Genomic DNA, 16,656 nt, shown 5'->3' with positions numbered 1-16,656 from the left:
GCCATGTCCATCATCGAGGACGTCGGTGGGCAGGTCCGTGCCGCCAGCGAGGAGTTCCCGGTGGCCCTGCTCGGGCAGGCGCTGGAGAAGTTCGGCCTGGCCGCGGAGCGGCTGCGCTGGGTACGACAGGAGTCGGCCAACCCGATGGGCGTGCCCGAGCTGTCCGCCGCCACCGAGCATGCCGAGACCGCCGGTTACGCGCTGCGGGTGGCGCAGGAGCAGCTGTCGGCGTACCTGGCCGCGATCGGGCTGGCCGCGGACGGCGCGCCGCCGCCACGCCCGCAACAACGCGAACCCCGGCACGACGCGCCGCCGCCCGGCGGGCCCGCCACCGTCGCGCCGGAGCCGGCCGAGCAGGTCCGGCTGCGCCGCTGGTGGTCGGTGCGGGTGGCGGAGCTGACCGGTGGAGGCGAGGGCGGCGCCGACGAGCCCGACGAACGGCTGGACGACTCCCAGGAGTTGCTGCGCCGGGTGGTACGCGGGGTGCGCGCCGGCGACCGGGACCGGCTGCGCACCGAGCTGCGCCGCGCCCCGGCCGACGTGGGCCTGGGGATGGCGGCGCTGGCGCCGCCGCTGCTGCGCGAGCTGGCCGGCGAGCTGCTGGGCCACCCGCCCCGCGCCGCCGACCTCGGCCGGTTGCGCGGGGAGCTGGACGGACGCGTCCGCGACCTGCTGCCCGGGCTGCCGCCGCCGGTGCTGGAGACGCTGCTGACCCGGGTCTGCCGGATGCCGCCGCCGCGCGGTTCCGGCGAGCCGCCGCACGCCGCCGACTCCGCGGTGACGGCCGGCGTGGCGACCGGGCTGCTGCTCGCCCGGCTCGGCTGGGACCTGCCCACCGCCGCCGGCCCGCAGGCCGCGGCCGCCGGGCAGCCGGTCGGCGCGGGGCAACGCCCCGGTGGTGCGGGCCCACAGCTCCGCGATGCCGGCCGGCAGCACGCCGCTGGGCCGCCGCGCGCGGGCGGCGGCCCGTGGCGGGACGCGCCGGCGCCGCAGCGACGCCGGAGCTCCGATGGCTGACCGGCGCGGCCAACTGGCCGCCCGGGTCCGGGGCACCCTCGCCGAGGCTCTGGGCGCCACCCGTACCCGGCTGTCCGCGGCACAGGCGGAGCTGACCGCCGCGCGGGACCGCCTGGCCCGGGTGCGCCGGGCGGCCGCCGCCGTACCGGATCGGGTCGGCGGCCAGCGGGACCACCGGCTGGCCGAGATCGACGCCCGGCACGCCGCCCGGATCGCCGAGCTGGCCCGCCACGCCGCTGACGCCGCCCGTCGGGAGGCGCCCGGCTGCGCCGGCGCCGACTGGCCGCAGTGGACACCGACGCCCACCCGCCGGGCCGAGTCGCCCGGTGCGCTGCGTGTCGGCACGGTCCGGATCGACGACGTCGACCCGGTGCCCGCGCTGGTACCACTGCTCGACGCCGGGCACGTGCACCTCTCCGGGGACGACCGCGCCGGCTGCGACGCGGTGGTGGCCGCGCTGCTGCTGCGGGCCGTCGGCCGCGCCGACCCGGGCGCGGTACGGCTGATCGGGTACGACCCCGAGCACCTCGGCGGCGGCCTGGCCGGGTTCGCCCCGCTGGGCACGGCGGGGCTGCTCACCTTCGTCGGCCCCGGCGGGCTGGGCCCCCTCCTGGACGGCCTCGTCGAGCAGATCCGCCGGATCAACGAGACCGTGCTGGCCGGCGAGTACGGCTCACTGCGGGAGCTGGCCACGGCGACCGGCCGCCGCCCGGAACCGTGGCGGGTGGCGGTGCTGCTCGGCGGCGACGAGCTGAACCGGCACGAGCGCGGGCAGCTCGACCGGGTGGTGCGGGCCGGCGCGGCGTGCGGTGTGCACCTGGTGGTCCGTGGCGTGCCGCTGCCGGAGGACCTGACGGTGACCCGGGTGGTCGCCGAGGCGTCCGGCGCCCGGATCGGCGGTCCGTCCGGCCTGCCGGTGCGGCTGGACCCGCCTCCACCGGCGGCGCTGGTCACCGAGACCTGCCGGGAGGCTGCCGCGCGGGTGAACGCCGGCCCGCCGCCGGCACCGTTCGCCGACCTGCTGCCTGCGCCGGAGCTGATGTGGCGGGAGGACTCCGCCGCCGGGCTGACCGCCCCCATCGGCGAGGGCCCGCAGGGCCGGCCGGTGCGGTTGACGCTGGGCGACTACCCGCCGCACGCGCTGATCGGCGGGCCGTCCGGCACCGGCAAGACCAACCTGATCTTCGCCTGGATCGGCGCGCTGGCGGCCCGCTACTCCCCCGCCGAGCTGGAGTTCTACCTGCTGGACTTCAAGGAGGGGGTGTCCTTCGCGCGGTTCGCGAAGGGCCGGCGCGACCCGAGCTGGCTGCCGCACATGCGGTTGGTCGGGATCAACGTGAACACCGACCGGGAGTTCGGGCTGGCGCTGCTGCGGTTCCTCGCCGAGGAGCTGCGCCGGCGGGCCGACGCGGCCAAGAAGCACGAGGTGACCAAGCTGGCCGAGCTGCGCGCGGTCGACCCGACGGGGCACTGGCCGCGGATCGTCGCGGTGGTCGACGAGTTCCAGATGCTGCTGGCCGGCCGGGACGTGGTCGCCCGGGAGGCGGCGGACCTGCTGGAGGACCTGGCCCGGCGCGGCCGGTCGCAGGGCATCCACCTGGTGCTCGCCTCGCAGGACGTGCGCGGCATCGAGGCGTTGTGGGGCCGCCCGGCGCTGGTCGCCCAGTTCGCCCTGCGCATCGCGCTGCCCAAGGCGTTACGGATCCTGGCCGAGCGCAACGACGCGGCGCAGTCGCTGCCCCGCTGGCACGCGGTGGTCAACGCCGAGTCGGGCATGGTGGAGGGCAACGAGATCGCCCGGATCCCGGCGGCCAGCGACTGGGACACGTGGAGCGGACTGCAGAACCGGCTGTGGCGGATGCGCCCGTCCGACGCGGCGCCGGCCCGGCTCTTCGACGGCGACGCGGTCCCCCGGCTGGCGGAGGCCCCCGACTTCCGGGCGCTCGCCGCTCCTGCCGACGGGACCGCGCCGCGCAGCCCGGTGGCCCTGCTCGGCGAGATCATCGACGTGCAGGCCCGCTCGGCGGCGCTGCGGCTGCCGCGCGCCCCCGGGCGCAACCTCGCGGTGCTGGGCACCCGGGTGGACGAAGCGTGCGCGGTGCTGGACGCTGCCGCCCGGTCGCTGGCCCGCCAACATCCGCCCGGCACGGCCCGGTTCTCCATCGCCTGTCTGGACCCCGACGCCGACCCGATGGCCCGCGCTCTCTACGACGACCTTGCCGACGACGCCGCCTGGTACGACGAGGAGACCGTCGGTGAGCTGATGGCCGAGACGGCCGATCGGCTGGCCGGCCCCGGCAGCCCGCACTACCTGCTGCTGTTCGCCGTGGACGCGGCGGCCGGGGCGTTGGCCGCGCGGGCAGGCAGCCGGACCGGCCTGGAGCAGCTGCGCCGGGTCCTGCACGACGGGCCGGAACGGCGGACCCACGTGCTGGCCTGGTGGCGGGGGGTGGCCCGGATGCGCGCCGACCTGGGCGGGCCGGCCGCGCGCACCGACCAGATCGGCGCCTGGGTGGCGCTGGACGCGCACGGCGGCGAGCTGGGCGCCTCGCTCTATCCGGGCACCGGCGGCCCGGACTGGTATCCCCGCCCGTGGCGGGGGCTCTTCTTCGACCGGGCGGTGCACCGCACCGGGCAAGTGATCATCCCCTATGGACCGTCACGATGAACCAACCGGTGGCCAGTGAGACGTACGCGGCCCAGCTGCGGCGACTGGCGGAGCTGACCGCCCGGGTGCGCGAACAGCGCGCCGAGGCGCACACGTGGTACGACCGGCAGTGCGCGGCGGCCGACCGGGCTGTCGCCGACGCCGCCGAGCAGGTGCGGCGCGCCGAGGAGGAGCTGGTCGCGGCGCGCGAGCAGCAGGAACGGGTGGACGCGGAGGTGGCGCACCTGTGGCAGCAGTTGCGGGAGCGGCTCGGCGCCGGCGCCCGTCGCCTCGGTGGCCCGCCCACCCCGGTCGACGGTGGCGCGACGGACCCGGTGCTGCTGCTCAGCCGGGCCCGTGACCTGCTCGACCGGGCCGGCCAGCCGGGTGAGCTGCCCGGCTCGGTCAACCCGCTGCTGGCGCTCTGCGGGGTGGCCGGCGCGGTGCTGGCGTACGCGCTGGGCGCCGGCGCGCGTGCGCTCGGCCTCGGGTACGGCGGCGACCTCGCGGTCGGGATGCCGGTGCTGGCGCTGGTGGTGACCCTCCTGGGGCCACTGGTCGGCCTGGTGCCGGCGCGAATGGCGGCGGACCGCCGGCACGCGGTGCTCGGGCCCCGGCCGATCACCGTGGTGCTCGGCGCCGGCCTGCTCACCACCGCGCTGCTGCTGGTGCTCGGCCGCTGACCCGACCAGGCCGGCCCGACCGGGCTGGTGCCCCCGGCGGTTCGCGTTCAGGCCGGGACCAGCACGGCCTCGCGCAGCAGGCGGCGGGCCAGGGTGACCCGGTCGGCGTCGTCGGGCAGCCCGGGCAGGTCGCCAACCCGGGTGACCGCGCCGCTGAGCAGGACGCGGACCGCCGGCTCGCAGTCGGCGGGCAGGGTGATGGTGCGGTCGAACAGCCGCAGCGCCACCGTGTCCGTCCCGTGCGGCCCGAGCTGCCAGCGTAGGCCCGGGCGCAGGGTGAGCAGGGAGTCGGCGTCCAGTGCGGCCAGCGCGCCGGCCTGCGCGAGCGGCCGGATCGGCGCCGGGCGGGCGGCCGGCCAGGCCCGCTGCCGTAGCCGCGCGGCGACGGCGCCCGGATCGACGCGCAGCAGCCAGTCCCGTAGCGCCTCCACCGTCTCGGTCAGCTCCGGTTCGATGGCGTCCGGGTCGGCGACGTCGGTGCCGAACGGCAGGCTCGCCCGCAGCCGCTGGTCCTCGGCTGCGAGGGTGAGCAGCTCCTCGACCAGGGCGTAACGGGTCAGCGCGCGGATGCCGATGGTCAGGTGCAGGGAGCTGGCCTCCTGCGCCTGCGCGCTGTGCAGCCAGCCGCGCGGCAGGTAGAGCGCGTCGCCGGGGGCGAGCACCACGTCCAGCGCGGCGGGGCCCTGCGCGGTGGCGCCGACCTCGTCGGCGCGGCCGCCCCAGGGCTGCTTCTCCAGTGGGTCGGGCAGCACCGGCGGGTGGATTCGCCAGTGCTTGCGACCGTCGACCTGGAGCACGAACACGTCGTGGGTGTCGTAGTGGGTGGCGAAGCCCTGGCTGCCCGCGGGGGTGAGGTAGGCGTTGATCTGCAACGGTTGGCTCAACGCGAGGCCCAGGTCGCGGGCGAAGTCGATCAGCGGCGGCCACATCCGGTGCAGGCCCTGCAGCACCAGGGTGGCGCCGGAGGCGTACTGCTCCAGGACACGCTCGTCGAGCACCTGGTCGCCGATCTCCGCGCCGGCGCCGCCACCGCCGGTCCAGCGCGCCGCCGGGACGAGCTGCCCGTCCCTGGCGACGCGCAGGAAGGGGGTACGCAGACCGCGCCGGCTGAGCAGCTCGTCGGCGTCGGCGGGGCTGAACAGGTCGGTGAAGCCGGCCGGGTCGGGCAGCTCGGCGGCGCGGGACAGCAGCGGGGTGTGGCCCCAGTGCGCGGCGGCGAACTTGGCCGGTTCGACCGAGACGCAGCGGGCCAGCGCGGCGGCGGAGCGCACGGACGGAACCGCCGGGCGACCGTGGCCGCCCGGCGGGTCGAGACGTGTCATGACGCTGCCGTCACCGCGCGCCGCCGTCGGCGCCACCGTCCTGCTGGCCGGGGGTCGCACCGCCGTCGGCCGGGCCCTCCGCGCCACCATCCGCGCCACCGTCCTGGCGACCCGGGGTCGCACCGCCGTCGGCCGGGCCCTCCGCGCCACCATCCGCGCCACCGTCCTGGCGACCCGGAGTGGCACCGCCGTCGGCCGGGCCCTCCGCGCCACCATCCGCGCCACCGTCCTGGCGACCCGGGGTCGCACCGCCGTCGGCCGGGCCCTCCAGGCCGCCGCCGCCCGTGGTCTGCATGTCGTCATCGTTGAGTGCCATCGGTACTCCCTCGGGTGTGCCGCCCCGCCGTACGCCGGGGTTCGTCGTGCTGCGGGTGGTACCCCACGCGCGATCTTCTCTAACCCACACCGTAGACGCCGAACCGGGGCGACACGGGCGGTTCACCGGGCGGCGCGGATCGGTGCCAGGATGCAGGGGTGATCCTGGTGGGCACGTCCGGCTGGCAGTACCGGGACTGGCGCGGCCGCTTCTATCCGGAGGGGCTGCCGCAGCGGCTCTGGTTGGAGCACTTCTCGGCCGGGTTCGCCACCGTCGAGGTCAACAACGCCTTCTACCGGCTGCCCGAGCGGGACACCTTCGCCGCTTGGCGGGCCCGGACACCGGACGACTTCTGCGTGGCGGTGAAGATGAGCCGCTACCTGACCCACATCAAGCGACTACGTGACCCGGCCGAGCCGGTGGCCCGGTTCCTCGGCCGGGCGACCGCGCTCGGTGACCGGCTCGGCCCGGTGCTGCTGCAACTGCCACCGAACCTGCCGGCGAACGTCGACGCGCTCGACGCGACGCTGCGGCTGTTTCCGGCCGACGTGCGGGTGGCGGTGGAACCACGCACCGCCGACGGACGCGGTAGCCGCCCCGCACGGCTGAACCCGCCCGACGGTCGTCGGGCGGGCTCACGGCGTCACGGCAGCATCCGGGCCAGGTCCTTGGGCATGGTGTCCTTGACGTCCTGCCATTCGCCCTGGGTGACGTGCCGGCGCAGGGTGTCGAGCACCACCTGCGTCACCCGCTCCGGACCGCCCTCGACGTCGTACGGGAATCCTTGGCGCACCTCGTAGAGGAAGTCGTCCCGGTTGAGCTTGATCGGGACGTCCGAGGGGTTCCAGCCGTCGAAGTAGATCCCCCGGACCAGGATCGGCAGCTGCTGGGCGAACTCCACGCTCTCGTTCACCGGCAGCCGGTCCCGCAGCAGGTGCAGCACCGTGCGCAACGCCGCGTACGACTGGTTGCGGCGGTCCTTCGGCCAGCCGTAGGCGTTCTCGATGTCCTTGAGGATGAGGTTCGTCTTGTCCAGCGAGGACTCGAACGCCGAGATCATCGTGTCAGCCATCGGTCGACCCCCGTTCCGCGGTGTCCCACCGCTGGTCGTCCCTGCGCCGTGGCGGCCCCGCCGGGCCGCGTCGGGCCCGTATCGGACTGCCCTGCGGCGCGCGCCGGGCGTTGTCGGCCGTACCGACCACGTGCAGGACGGCACCACGCCGTCTATCCGCCACCAGTCGAACCGTCATCCCCGTCACCTCCGTGTCGTCTCCGGCGCCGGCCGCCGTCACGACCGCACGCACCTGCCAGCCTGCCCGTCCGGTGGGTGACCCGGCCCCACCCGGAACGGGTGAGCCGGACGACGCCGGTCAGTCCGTGCCGAGCAGCCCGGCGAGGGTCTTCGCGTTCGTCTGCGCGTAGTCGCGGTAGCAGTTGTTCATGAGCACGTGCGTCTGCCCGGCCTCGTCGGCCAGCTCGCGCAGCTTCGGCGCCCAGTCGGCCAGCTCCCGTTTGGAGTAGTGGTAGCCGAACTTCTCGTGGATGTCCTTGCTGGTCCACTTGTCGCTGTGGCCGTGGAAGCGCATCACGGCGAGGTCCGCGGTCGCGGCCAGCACCGGGGGCAACGACGAGCGATGGCCCTGCGGCATGTCCACACAGACGTACGGCAGCCGGTGCTCCCGCAGGAAGGCGAGCGTCTCGTCGGCGTTGGCGCCGTCGAACCAGGAGGCGTGGCGGAACTCGTAGACCGGCCGCAGCGGCGCGCAGCGCTTCGCCACCTCTAGCAGGTACTGCTTGTTGTCCCGCTTGATGGTGAACCAGGGCGGGAACTGGAACAGCAGCGCTCCCAGCTTGCCCGCCTCGACCAGCGGGTCCAACGCGGACAGGAAGCGCGTCCACACCTCCTCGTACGCCTGCGCGGGCAGGTCGTCGGGGTAGATGTTCTTTTTGTCGGTCTCCGGGCGCAGGTCCTTGTAGAGCGCGCTGACCCGGGTGGGATGACCGGTCAGCAGGCTGAACGCCTTGATGTTGAACGTGAAGCCGGCCGGGGTGCGCTCGGCCCAGAGCCATGCGGTCGCCTCGGCGGGCGGCGAGTAGTAGGTGGCGTCCACCTCGACCAGCGGAAACTGCCGGGCGTAGTACGCCAGCCGCTTCTCCGGCGTGTCCGCGGTCTGCGGATACCAGCCCGAGTCCAGCAGCGTGCGGTCGGTCCAGGACGCGGTTCCCACGAGGATGTCACCCATGGGTGGAGTCCATCGCGTCGTGGACCGACCGGCAACCGCTGGCGTCGCTCAGGCCGCCCGCCGCTCGCGGGTCTGCTTGCAGGCCACGCAGGTGGTGGCGGACGGGAAGATCTCCAGCCGCTCCACGGGGATCGCCGCCGAGCAGCCTTCACACCAGCCGTAGGTGCCCTCCGCGAGCCGGGCGAGGGCGTGCTCGTACTGGGCGCGGCGGTCGAGGATGGTGCGCAACAGGGACTGCGCGGTGTCGCGCTCGGCCGTCTTGGTGCCGCTGTCGGCCTGGTCGTCACCCGCGGTGTCACCGACCTCCACCAGCCGCAGCACCTGGCTCTGCAGCACGGCCTGCTCGTACTCCGCGGACAGCTCGTCGTAGCGCGCCTGGAGGGAGAGCCGGATCTCATCGATCTCCGCCTGGGAACGGCCCGTACCGACCGTGTCGTGGACGAGCATCGCTGCCTGCCTTTCCTGGGCCTGGTCTAGGTGAACCGGGATGCCGGCGGCACCTGGCCCCGGTCACGGTCGCATCTGGTGCGCGGGCGGTCACCCGCGCTCTGTGAGCCGGGCGAGTACCCGCCCGGGCAGTCGAGCAAACCGGCGAATTTGACCGAGACTCCGGGCCGGCGGCGGCAACGTCCGCGAGCGTTATACCTCTGAGGTATATCTATGACTCTGAGGTATAACGCTCGTGAGCGTGTTGGGCTGGCACGAGGTTGGGCCGAGGAAGCAAGGGCGCGTGGCAGCCGGACAGCGATGAGGTGCCGCGGCCGCCGGTTGTCAGGCGTCGGCGCCGGGCTCCACGAGTGCCGGGCGGCGGGGGTCGTCGGCCCGCACCACCACATCGGCGAAGCTGGCCGGGACGACCTCCTCGGCGTACCGGTCGAAGGCCGGCAGGGTCCAGTCCTGGGCCGGTTCGGTACGTCGGCGCAGCGCCGCGGCGGACAGCTCCAGGTGGATGGTGATGTCGAAGGGCAGGCCGCCGCCGAGCAGCAGCGCGCCGCTGACGAGGACCACGCCGCCCGGCGGCAGGTCGACGTAGCGGGCGCGGCTGGCCCGGTCGGCGACGGCGTCCCAGAGCGAGGGGAGCAGCCGCCCGGTGCCGCTGGGGCCGGCCGGGTCGAGGACCTCCCGGCGCAATCCGGCCTCGTCCACCCAGCCCTCGTAGTAGGCGTCCGGGTTGGTCCGGCCGAGTTCGAAGCGCAGCGACGCGGGACGGAGGAAGTCGGTGGCGCGTACGTGCAGCACCGGACGGCCCCGGGCGCGCAACGGTTCGACCAGCGCGGCGGCCAGCTCGTCCGGGCCGGCGGCGGGGGCGCCGTCCACCGCCACGCGCAGGCGCGCGGGCCCGGCGGCGGCGGTCGCGGCGTGGGTCGCGGCGTCGGTCAGCCGGCCGGTCAGCTCGGTGACGAGCAGGTCGGGCGAGATGGGGCGGATGCGCACCCTGACCATCCTGCCCCGGGCCGGGCGGGACGCCGGCGCCGGTCAGCCGGTCAGCCGGTGCGGTCGATGGTGACCCGGGCGTCGTCGGCCAGCCGGTAGCCCACGCCGTAGACGGTGGTGACCAGCGGGACGTCGACGCCGACCTTGCCGCGCAGCCGACGCACGTGCACGTCGACGGTGCGGACGCCGGCGTGCTCGTAGCCCCAGACGGCGTTGAGCAGTTGCAGTCGGGTGAAGACCCGGCGGGGATGCCCCACCAGGTGCAGCAGCAGGTCGAACTCCAGCCGAGTCAGCGGCAGCGGCTCGTCGTCGCGCAGCACCGACCGGGACGAGGCGAGGATGTGCAGGGCGGGAATGGTCGGGCTCAGTGCTCGGGCCGGCGACCGGTTGGCCGGCACCGCGTCGGCGCGGCGTTCGACCGGGACCGAGCTGGTGATCACAGCCTCGCCGCGTTCCAGCAGCTCGCGGGCCGCCTCCAGCAGCCGGCGTGCGGGCGGTGTCAGCGACTCCTCGCAGGCCAGCGGGATGGACAGCGTCACGGTGAGCACGGGCGCGGCGGTGTTCGCCGGGCGGCGCTGGCCGCCCGGCGGTCGACCGGGCACCGCGGGTTGGGACGTATGCCATCCGGCGCGCGACGAGGCGGGGCTGACCGACATGGTCCTCCTTGGCTGGTCCGGGTATCTCCCCACGGCCCGGGACGCCGCTTCATCGATGCTTCCCGGCGCCCGGGCGAGGGTCAAGAGGCGGCTGCGTTGCATGAATGTGACAATTGACGAACACATCGGAGCCACGTGCTCGCTCTGCGTACGAGGCTAGATGATTACAGCAGAGCCGCCCGGATGACCCGATACGGGGGTCCCCGTCCGGTTCACCGCCGCCCGTTCCGCCGCCCGCGGATTTGAAAGTCGAGGGATGTTCAGCGGTTGCGGTCCACGCTGATCCACAACTCGTCGGCCAGCCGGTAACCCACTCCGTAGACGGTGGTGACGACCGGCACCCCGGTCAGCTTGGCGCGCAGCCGGCGGACGTGCACGTCCACCGTCCGGGCAACCGCGTGTTCGTAACCCCAGACGTTGGCCAGCAGCTGGAGGCGGGTGAAGACCCGGCGCGGCCGCTCTGCCAGGAACAGCAGCAGCTCGTACTCGATGCGGGTCAGCGGGACGACCCGGTCGCCACGGCGGACCATCCGCGAGCCGGCCAGGATGCGCACCTGGTCCCCGTCGGCGGCAGACGGCTCCGCGCTGTCGGTGGGGGCCGGTCGCGACGTCGGCGGGACATCGGCGACGGTGCGCAGCCGGCCCTCCCCCGCCTCGGCCAACTCGCCGAGCAGCTGCACCAGCCGGGTCAGCCGGGGGCTCAGCGGCCCCGGGGCGAGGTCGAGGGTGATGGTCAGGGTCGGGCCGGTGCGCGGGCGGGCCGGCGTGGCCCGGTCGGGACGGCGCGCCGGGTGAGGGCGCGCGGGGATGGCGACGACGGACATGGTGCCTCCTGAGATGGCGGTACGCCCGCCACGCCCGGTGCGGCGTGGCGGTCAGCGGCGTGCCGGGCCGGCGGTGACCGGGGACGCGAGGGGGGACGCGCGGTGCAGCGGCGTCGGGCCGAGAGCGGGCAGGCCGGCGATGCGCCAGGCGGCGAAGCCGCCGGCCACGTCGGTGGCCCGGTGCAGGCCGATGTCCTGCAGGGCGGCCGCGGCGAGCGACGAGGTGTAGCCCTCCTGGCAGAGGATCACCACCGGCACGTCGTAGTCGACCGCCTGTGGCAGGCGGGCCGGACAGCGCGGGTCGAAGCGCCACTCCAGCACGTTGCGCTCGACCGCGAGCGACCCCGGCACGACGCCGTGTGCGGCCCGCTGAGCGGTCGGGCGGATGTCGACCAGCAGCGCGCCGGCTCGGTAGGCCAGGTGCGCCCGCTCCGGGTCCAGCCGGTCGAGCCGGGCGCGCGCGGCGGCCAGGATCTCGTCGACGCCCCGGGAGCCCGGCGGCGGCACGGGGGCCGGGCAGCGCTCGGCGGTTACCTGCATTCTCGGTTCCTTCCGGTAATGGGGGTGGATGGTGGCCGTCCGGTCACCAGGACCGGCCGGCCTCGGCGACCTCGGCGACCCGCAGCCGCCCGTCGAGGAGGTGGTAACGGGTCATCCGGCGCGGCGCCGGCCGGTAGACGTGCACGCTGACCGCCGGCGTCGTGCCCCGGTTGGTCACCGTGTGGACGTGGCGGGGGCCGAAGCGGCGACCGGCGCCGGCGGGCAGCACGCGTGGGCGCAGCCGACCGCCGGCGACGATCTCCTCGGTGAGCGCCCCGGCGACCACCCGGAACGCTCCGGCGGAGCCGCCGTGGTCGTGCAGGTCGGTGCCCTGCCCGGGCAGCCAGCTCAGCGCCCACACCTCGTGCTGGGCGTCGGCGGCCAGCCGGGCGTACCAGCGCTCGTCGGGGTCGAACCGCAGCGTCACCGGCCAGTCGGACGGATCGGCCCAACGGGCTGCGAGGGCGAGCAGGTCGGGCTCCGGGCGGCGGTGGGTCATGACGGTCCTCGCGGGTCGGTCGGCGGGTGCCCCCGTACTCTAGCCGGTAAACCCTATAGGTTTAGTAGGTAATTCCAGCAGGCGGGACGCCGGTCACGAGGGCGCCGACTCAGCGCAGGACCGGCGGGTCCACCCGGTAGCCGGGCAGCGACGGCCACCGCACGGTCAGCACCACCGAGGCGTACTCGGCGTACCAGGAGTGGTCCACCCCCCGGGCCCACACCACGTAGTCGCCCGACGCCGCCAGCCGCACCGTCCGATCCGGAAGCTCCACCCGGAACCGTCCCTCGATCAGCACGAGCAGCGTCGTCCGCCGTTCCCCGGTCGCCCACCGCGAGCGGGCCTCCCCGGGCGGGTGCACACCCCACTTCACCTCGACGTCGGCGCTGTGCCGGACCTCCCCCGGCGGCGCGAAGTGCCCGAGCAGCCATCCCGCGTTGCCGGCGCCGTCGACACCGGCGTTGCCCACGTACACCGTCTCACCCATCGGACCCTCCCCCAGCACGCCGGCCGAGCAACCTATCAGGGCCCACGCGACTAACCTGGACCGGTGACCGAGGACCTCGACGCCGAGACGCTGGCGTTCGCGCACCGGATGTTCGACCTGGCCCGCTCGGGCTCAGCCGAGGAGCTGACCGCCCAGGTCGACGCCGGCCTGCCGGTGAACCTGACGAACGACAAGGGCGACACGCTGCTGATCCTGGCCGCGTACCACGCGCACCCGGACACCGTCGCCGCCCTGCTGGCTCGCGGCGCCGACCACTCCAGGATCAACGACCGGGGCCAGACGGCACTGGCCGCCGCGGTCTTCCGCAGCAGCACCGACGCGGTTCGCGCGCTGCTCGCCGCCGGCGCCGACCCCGCGCACGGCAACCCGTCCGCGGCGGAGACCGCGCAGTTCTTCGACCTGCCGGAGATGACGGAGCTGCTGCGGGCCGGCTGACACCGGCCCCGCCAGCCCGGTATACAGGGTCGGTGGAAGATCCCCTGCCCGAGCAGATGCGCGCCGCCGGCTCCGCGCTGCTGGCCGCGCTCGACGCGACGGCCCGTGACCGCGCCGTGCACCCGTTCGACGACGAGACGGCCCGACGCTGGCTGGAGTACCGGCCCCGGCCCCGCCCCGGCGCCTGCCTGGCGGAGCTGGACATCGCCGGGCGCAAGGCCGCGCACCGGCTGCTGGCCACCGCGCTCAGCCCCTCGGCGTACGCGCAGGCCATGGCGATCGTCGCGCTGGAGGAGGTGCTGGACCGGGCCGAGGGCTGGCAGCGGGGGCGGCACAGCGGCGACTACTGGATCGCGGTGTTCGGCGATCCGGAACACGACGACCGCTGGGCGTGGCGGCTGGAGGGCCACCACCTGTCGGTGAGCATGACCGTGGTGGACGACCAGGTCTCCCCCGCCCCGGTCTTCTTCGGCGCCAACCCGGCGGCGGTCCGGTACGCCGGCCGGCCGGTCTCGCGGCCACTCGGCCCCGAGGAGGACCTGGCCCGCGCGCTGCTCGACGCGATCGGCCCGGCCGAGCGGGCCGCAGCGATCATCGCCGACGAGGCCCCGGCGGACATCATCAGCGCCACCCGCGGGCGTGTCGACACCCCGTTGGAGCCGCTCGGCGTGCCGGCGAGCCGACTGGGGCCCACCGGCCGGGCGCTGCTCGACCAGGTGGTCGCGCTGTACCTGGACCGGCTGTCACCGGAGCTGGCGATCCGGGAGGCACGCCGGCTCGACGGCGGCCAGCTGCACTTCGCCTGGGCCGGCCCGACCCGCCCCGGGCAGCGGCACTACTACCGGGTGCAGGGCGACGACCTGCTGATCGAGTACGACAACACCACCGAGAACGGCAACCACGCGCACACCGTGCTCCGCCGCCCGGCGAGCGACTTCGGCGCCGACGTCCTGGCCGCCCACCACCAGACCGACCCCCACTGACCGGCTCTGACCGGTGGTGGGTCAGGGGTGGGTGGCTTCGATGAGGAAGCGGTGGGCGTGGGCCACGAACGGGCCCTCGGTGGTGATCCGGTGGTGCAGGGCTCGCAGCTGTGGCCGGTAGCGGTCCACAGTGAAGTCGGGCACCGTCCAGATCACCTTGCGCAGGAACCAGACCACCGCGCCGATGTCGTGGAAGACCGCCCGCAGTGTGGCCCGGCGCAGGTCCACCACGGTCAGGCCGGCGGCCCGGGCGGCGGCGACAGCCTGCTCGGGGTGCCGCTGGGTCGGCGGCGGCAGCGGGCCGAGCATCGCCTCGCTCACCTCCCGCATGGTGCCCGGCCCGATCTGCTGGGACAGGAACGTGCCGCCCGGACGCAGCACCCGGGCCGTCTCGGCCCAGTCGGTGCGGACCGGGTGCCGGCTGACCACCAGGTCGAAGGAGGCGTCGCGGAACGGCAGCGGCGCGGCCGGGGTCACCGCCACCACCGTCGCGCCGACCCGGCGCAGGGTGCGCCGGGCGACCTCGACGTTGGGCGGCCAGCCCTCGGTGGCCGTCAGCAGCCGTGGTGGCCGGGGGACCTCGGCGAGCACCTCGCCACCGCCGGTGTCCACGTCTAGCGCCGCGTCGGCGTGCGCCATCCGGTCGGCGACCAACCGGGCGTACCCCCAGGGTGGGCGTTCCTCGGTGGCCCGACCGGCCAGCCAGTCGAAGCCCCAGCCGTCGACCGGCTCGGCGGCCGCTTCCGCGATCAGGTCCTCGACGTCGCGCTCAGTTTCCACGCCGGCCAGCCTCGCCGGCCGCCCCCACCGCTGGCAACGCATTTGCCGCCGCGCCGTCCGCTCGCCGCCCGCTCGCCTGGCCGGCCGCGCAACGCGGTGATCCACTCCGTATCGCCGACAGCGGGGCATCCCTCGGGCCGGGACACCGCGACATCGCCGACACCGAGTCGATCATGCCGAGCGCCGTGCGTGCGCGGGTCGCGTCAGGGGCGAGGGCGGACGACCTCGGCGGTGGAGCCGGCCACGCCGCCGAGCGCGTCGAACGTGCCCGCCTCGGTACGGCGCGGCCCGTCGAACTGGCGCATCAGCCGGGCGCCCAGGTGCACGCCGACCCCGCCGACGGCCAGCGCGACCAGCTCGGTGAACAGGATCGCGGCTGACGCGCCACGCTGCGGGGAGTGCGCCCGGATCAGGCAGGTGAGCAGGAACATGCCCGCCATCGTCGCGTTCACCAGGTTGAAGGCGACGGCGGTGCGGCGGGTGCGGTCACCCGGCACGTCCCACAGGTCGACCATTCCGGCGATCGCGGTCATCGCGGCGGCGAACAGGGCGGCGACGCCGGTCCAGTAGCCGACCTCGCCCAGGAAGGCCGGCCCACCGATGACGTCGGTGAGATCGAAGACGGTGGCGCTGACGAAGAGCCCGAGCGGGAACGTCACCAGCATCGGTTGGATGGGGTGCCCCTGCACCCGCAGCCGGCTCTGCATCGGTCCTCCCCCGGGTCGGCGCAGCTCACCAGTACCAGAGTGCTACCCGAGCCTTACAACGGCGAAACAACGCCATCGGACTCGCCACCGACCGGGAGAACGGGCGCCCCGGCCGCGCCCTCGACGCCGGACTGCCGGAAGCAGGCAGGGCGCGGGCCGGCTGGGTCAGGTGTCGCGTTGCCGGGAGACCGTCCGGACCAGGCGCTCAGCGACCTCGCGCAGCGGGATGGCCAACGAGGACGCGGCGGTACGCAACACCTCCAGCGCCTCGGCCGGCGGGCACCCGCGCTGCGTCATGATCACGCCGACGGCCTGCCCCACCACCCCCTCGTGCAGCAGCGCGGCGTCCCGCTCACCGGCGAGGGCGAGCTGGCGGCCCCGGTCCCGGACGGCGGCCAGCAGCAGGCCGGCGTGCTCGGCGAGCAGCATCGCGGTCAACTGGTGCTGCGGGGTGAGCAGGTCCGGCGCGGCGGCGTACAGGTTGATCGCCCCGATCACCTGGTCGTCGATGTCGACCGGCGCGGAGATCACGCCGCGGACCCCGAGGTCGCGGGCGCGCGCCGTCCAGGCCGGCCACCGTGGCTCCCCGGCCAGGTCGACGGCGAGGATCATCTCCCGGCGCCGGATCGCGCTCATCGCCGGCGAGTCGGGCCCGTTCCGCAGGTCGTCCAGGCCGGCGAGCCGCTCGTCGGAGGCGGCCACCCCGGCGGGCTCGCCCGCGCGCAGGGCCGTGAACCCGCACCAGCGCACGCCGGCGACCGCGTCCCGGGTGACCCGGACCAGCGCCAGCAGCGCCTCATCGAAATCGGTCAGCGTGATCAGGCCGGCGGTGAGCTCGCGCAGCAGCACGGCGGTCTCCAGCACACCGAGGCTCTGCAGCACCGGCTCCCGCGTGTCCAGGTTCACCGGTCCACAGCCCCCGTACGCCCCCGCGCACACCCAGCGAGCCTCGTCACCTGTGTCATCGTCTGCTCTCTCCCGGACTGGACCGACCAGCCCTACTACCCTCGCAAACCCGGGTCGAAACGGCGTAAATCGGGGTCCCTGTTGCGCGTACGCGCA

General features: G+C 75.0%; 19 protein-coding genes and 1 pseudogene. 6 read left to right on the top strand and 14 right to left on the bottom strand.

Features of this window, described 5'->3' with window-relative positions; genetic code table 11:
- Positions 1-3: 3 nt before the first annotated feature.
- Genes ABZU69_RS30110 through ABZU69_RS30100 form a run of 3 tightly spaced genes read left to right on the top strand, consistent with a single transcriptional unit; the run spans position 4 to position 4,347 of the window.
- The gene (locus tag ABZU69_RS30110) at positions 4-1,017 is read left to right on the top strand and encodes a hypothetical protein (protein ID WP_354967686.1); all 1,014 of its coding nucleotides are present in this window, start codon (positions 4-6) and stop codon (positions 1,015-1,017) included.
- Positions 1,010-3,685: an FtsK/SpoIIIE domain-containing protein gene (locus ABZU69_RS30105; RefSeq protein WP_354967685.1), complete on the top strand. Its 2,676-nt coding sequence runs from the start codon at positions 1,010-1,012 to the stop codon at positions 3,683-3,685. Before ABZU69_RS30110 ends, ABZU69_RS30105 begins: the two co-directional genes overlap by 8 nt.
- The gene (locus tag ABZU69_RS30100; RefSeq protein WP_354967684.1) at positions 3,682-4,347 is read left to right on the top strand and encodes a hypothetical protein; all 666 of its coding nucleotides are present in this window, start codon (positions 3,682-3,684) and stop codon (positions 4,345-4,347) included. The genes ABZU69_RS30105 and ABZU69_RS30100 overlap by 4 nt, the downstream gene beginning before the upstream one ends.
- Before the next feature lie 47 nt (positions 4,348-4,394).
- Here the strand turns inward: ABZU69_RS30100 and ABZU69_RS30095 are convergent, their stop codons facing one another.
- Both ABZU69_RS30095 and ABZU69_RS30090 read right to left on the bottom strand, forming a co-directional pair.
- A complete protein-coding gene (locus ABZU69_RS30095) occupies positions 4,395-5,669 on the bottom strand; it encodes a cupin domain-containing protein (protein ID WP_354967683.1) in 1,275 nt (424 codons plus the stop codon).
- Between the two features lie 10 nt (positions 5,670-5,679).
- Positions 5,680-5,985, bottom strand: coding sequence for a hypothetical protein (locus tag ABZU69_RS30090; RefSeq protein WP_354967682.1), 306 nt, complete (start codon positions 5,983-5,985; stop codon positions 5,680-5,682).
- A gap of 158 nt (positions 5,986-6,143) precedes the next feature.
- On the opposite strand from ABZU69_RS30090, the pseudogene ABZU69_RS30085 reads away from it, so the two are divergent.
- A pseudogene (locus ABZU69_RS30085) lies at positions 6,144-6,551 on the top strand (DUF72 domain-containing protein); the annotation flags it as partial.
- A 77-nt stretch (positions 6,552-6,628) separates the two neighbouring features.
- Here the strand turns inward: ABZU69_RS30085 and ABZU69_RS30080 are convergent.
- From ABZU69_RS30080 to ABZU69_RS30040, 9 genes are all read right to left on the bottom strand, one after another.
- Positions 6,629-7,057, bottom strand: coding sequence for a DUF2267 domain-containing protein (locus ABZU69_RS30080; RefSeq protein WP_354967681.1), 429 nt, complete (start codon positions 7,055-7,057; stop codon positions 6,629-6,631).
- Between the two features lie 298 nt (positions 7,058-7,355).
- On the bottom strand, positions 7,356-8,228 hold the full coding sequence (locus ABZU69_RS30075; protein WP_354967680.1) for a DUF72 domain-containing protein: 873 nt from the start codon (positions 8,226-8,228) through the stop codon (positions 7,356-7,358).
- Between the two features lie 48 nt (positions 8,229-8,276).
- Positions 8,277-8,675, bottom strand: coding sequence for a TraR/DksA C4-type zinc finger protein (locus ABZU69_RS30070; RefSeq protein ID WP_089021162.1), 399 nt, complete (start codon positions 8,673-8,675; stop codon positions 8,277-8,279).
- Positions 8,676-8,999: 324 nt separating this feature from the next.
- Positions 9,000-9,662 (bottom strand): uridine kinase, encoded by a 663-nt coding sequence (locus ABZU69_RS30065; protein ID WP_354967679.1) that lies wholly within the window; start codon positions 9,660-9,662, stop codon positions 9,000-9,002.
- Positions 9,663-9,712: 50 nt separating this feature from the next.
- Positions 9,713-10,318 (bottom strand): winged helix-turn-helix domain-containing protein, encoded by a 606-nt coding sequence (locus ABZU69_RS30060; RefSeq protein ID WP_354967678.1) that lies wholly within the window; start codon positions 10,316-10,318, stop codon positions 9,713-9,715.
- A gap of 260 nt (positions 10,319-10,578) precedes the next feature.
- On the bottom strand, positions 10,579-11,142 hold the full coding sequence (locus ABZU69_RS30055) for a winged helix-turn-helix domain-containing protein (protein ID WP_354967677.1): 564 nt from the start codon (positions 11,140-11,142) through the stop codon (positions 10,579-10,581).
- Between the two features lie 51 nt (positions 11,143-11,193).
- On the bottom strand, positions 11,194-11,682 hold the full coding sequence (locus tag ABZU69_RS30050) for a rhodanese-like domain-containing protein (protein ID WP_354967676.1): 489 nt from the start codon (positions 11,680-11,682) through the stop codon (positions 11,194-11,196).
- A 43-nt stretch (positions 11,683-11,725) separates the two neighbouring features.
- Entirely contained in the window at positions 11,726-12,181 is a 456-nt protein-coding gene (locus ABZU69_RS30045; protein ID WP_354967675.1) for a cysteine dioxygenase family protein, read from the bottom strand.
- Positions 12,182-12,290: 109 nt separating this feature from the next.
- Positions 12,291-12,668, bottom strand: coding sequence for a signal peptidase I (locus tag ABZU69_RS30040; RefSeq protein ID WP_354967674.1), 378 nt, complete (start codon positions 12,666-12,668; stop codon positions 12,291-12,293).
- 63 nt (positions 12,669-12,731) lie between these two features.
- On the opposite strand from ABZU69_RS30040, the gene ABZU69_RS30035 reads away from it, so the two are divergent.
- Both ABZU69_RS30035 and ABZU69_RS30030 read left to right on the top strand, forming a co-directional pair.
- Positions 12,732-13,124, top strand: coding sequence for an ankyrin repeat domain-containing protein (locus ABZU69_RS30035; protein ID WP_354967673.1), 393 nt, complete (start codon positions 12,732-12,734; stop codon positions 13,122-13,124).
- A gap of 32 nt (positions 13,125-13,156) precedes the next feature.
- Complete coding sequence (locus ABZU69_RS30030; RefSeq protein ID WP_354967672.1) at positions 13,157-14,107, top strand: DUF3500 domain-containing protein; 951 nt, start codon at positions 13,157-13,159, stop codon at positions 14,105-14,107.
- A 21-nt stretch (positions 14,108-14,128) separates the two neighbouring features.
- Here ABZU69_RS30030 and ABZU69_RS30025 read toward each other — a convergent pair whose 3' ends face one another.
- The 3 genes from ABZU69_RS30025 to ABZU69_RS30015 all read right to left on the bottom strand — a co-directional run bounded on the left by ABZU69_RS30025 (position 14,129) and on the right by ABZU69_RS30015 (position 16,500).
- A complete protein-coding gene (locus ABZU69_RS30025; RefSeq protein ID WP_354967671.1) occupies positions 14,129-14,887 on the bottom strand; it encodes a class I SAM-dependent methyltransferase in 759 nt (252 codons plus the stop codon).
- 203 nt (positions 14,888-15,090) lie between these two features.
- Positions 15,091-15,594, bottom strand: coding sequence for a DUF2231 domain-containing protein (locus ABZU69_RS30020; RefSeq protein ID WP_354967670.1), 504 nt, complete (start codon positions 15,592-15,594; stop codon positions 15,091-15,093).
- Positions 15,595-15,759: 165 nt separating this feature from the next.
- The gene (locus ABZU69_RS30015) at positions 15,760-16,500 is read right to left on the bottom strand and encodes a GAF and ANTAR domain-containing protein (protein WP_354967669.1); all 741 of its coding nucleotides are present in this window, start codon (positions 16,498-16,500) and stop codon (positions 15,760-15,762) included.
- Positions 16,501-16,656: the final 156 nt, after the last annotated feature.

Source organism: Micromonospora sp. NPDC005206, from assembly GCF_040608175.1.
Classification (GTDB): Bacteria; Actinomycetota; Actinomycetes; order Mycobacteriales; family Micromonosporaceae; genus Micromonospora.
This window is presented reverse-complemented; position numbering and strand designations above follow the sequence as displayed.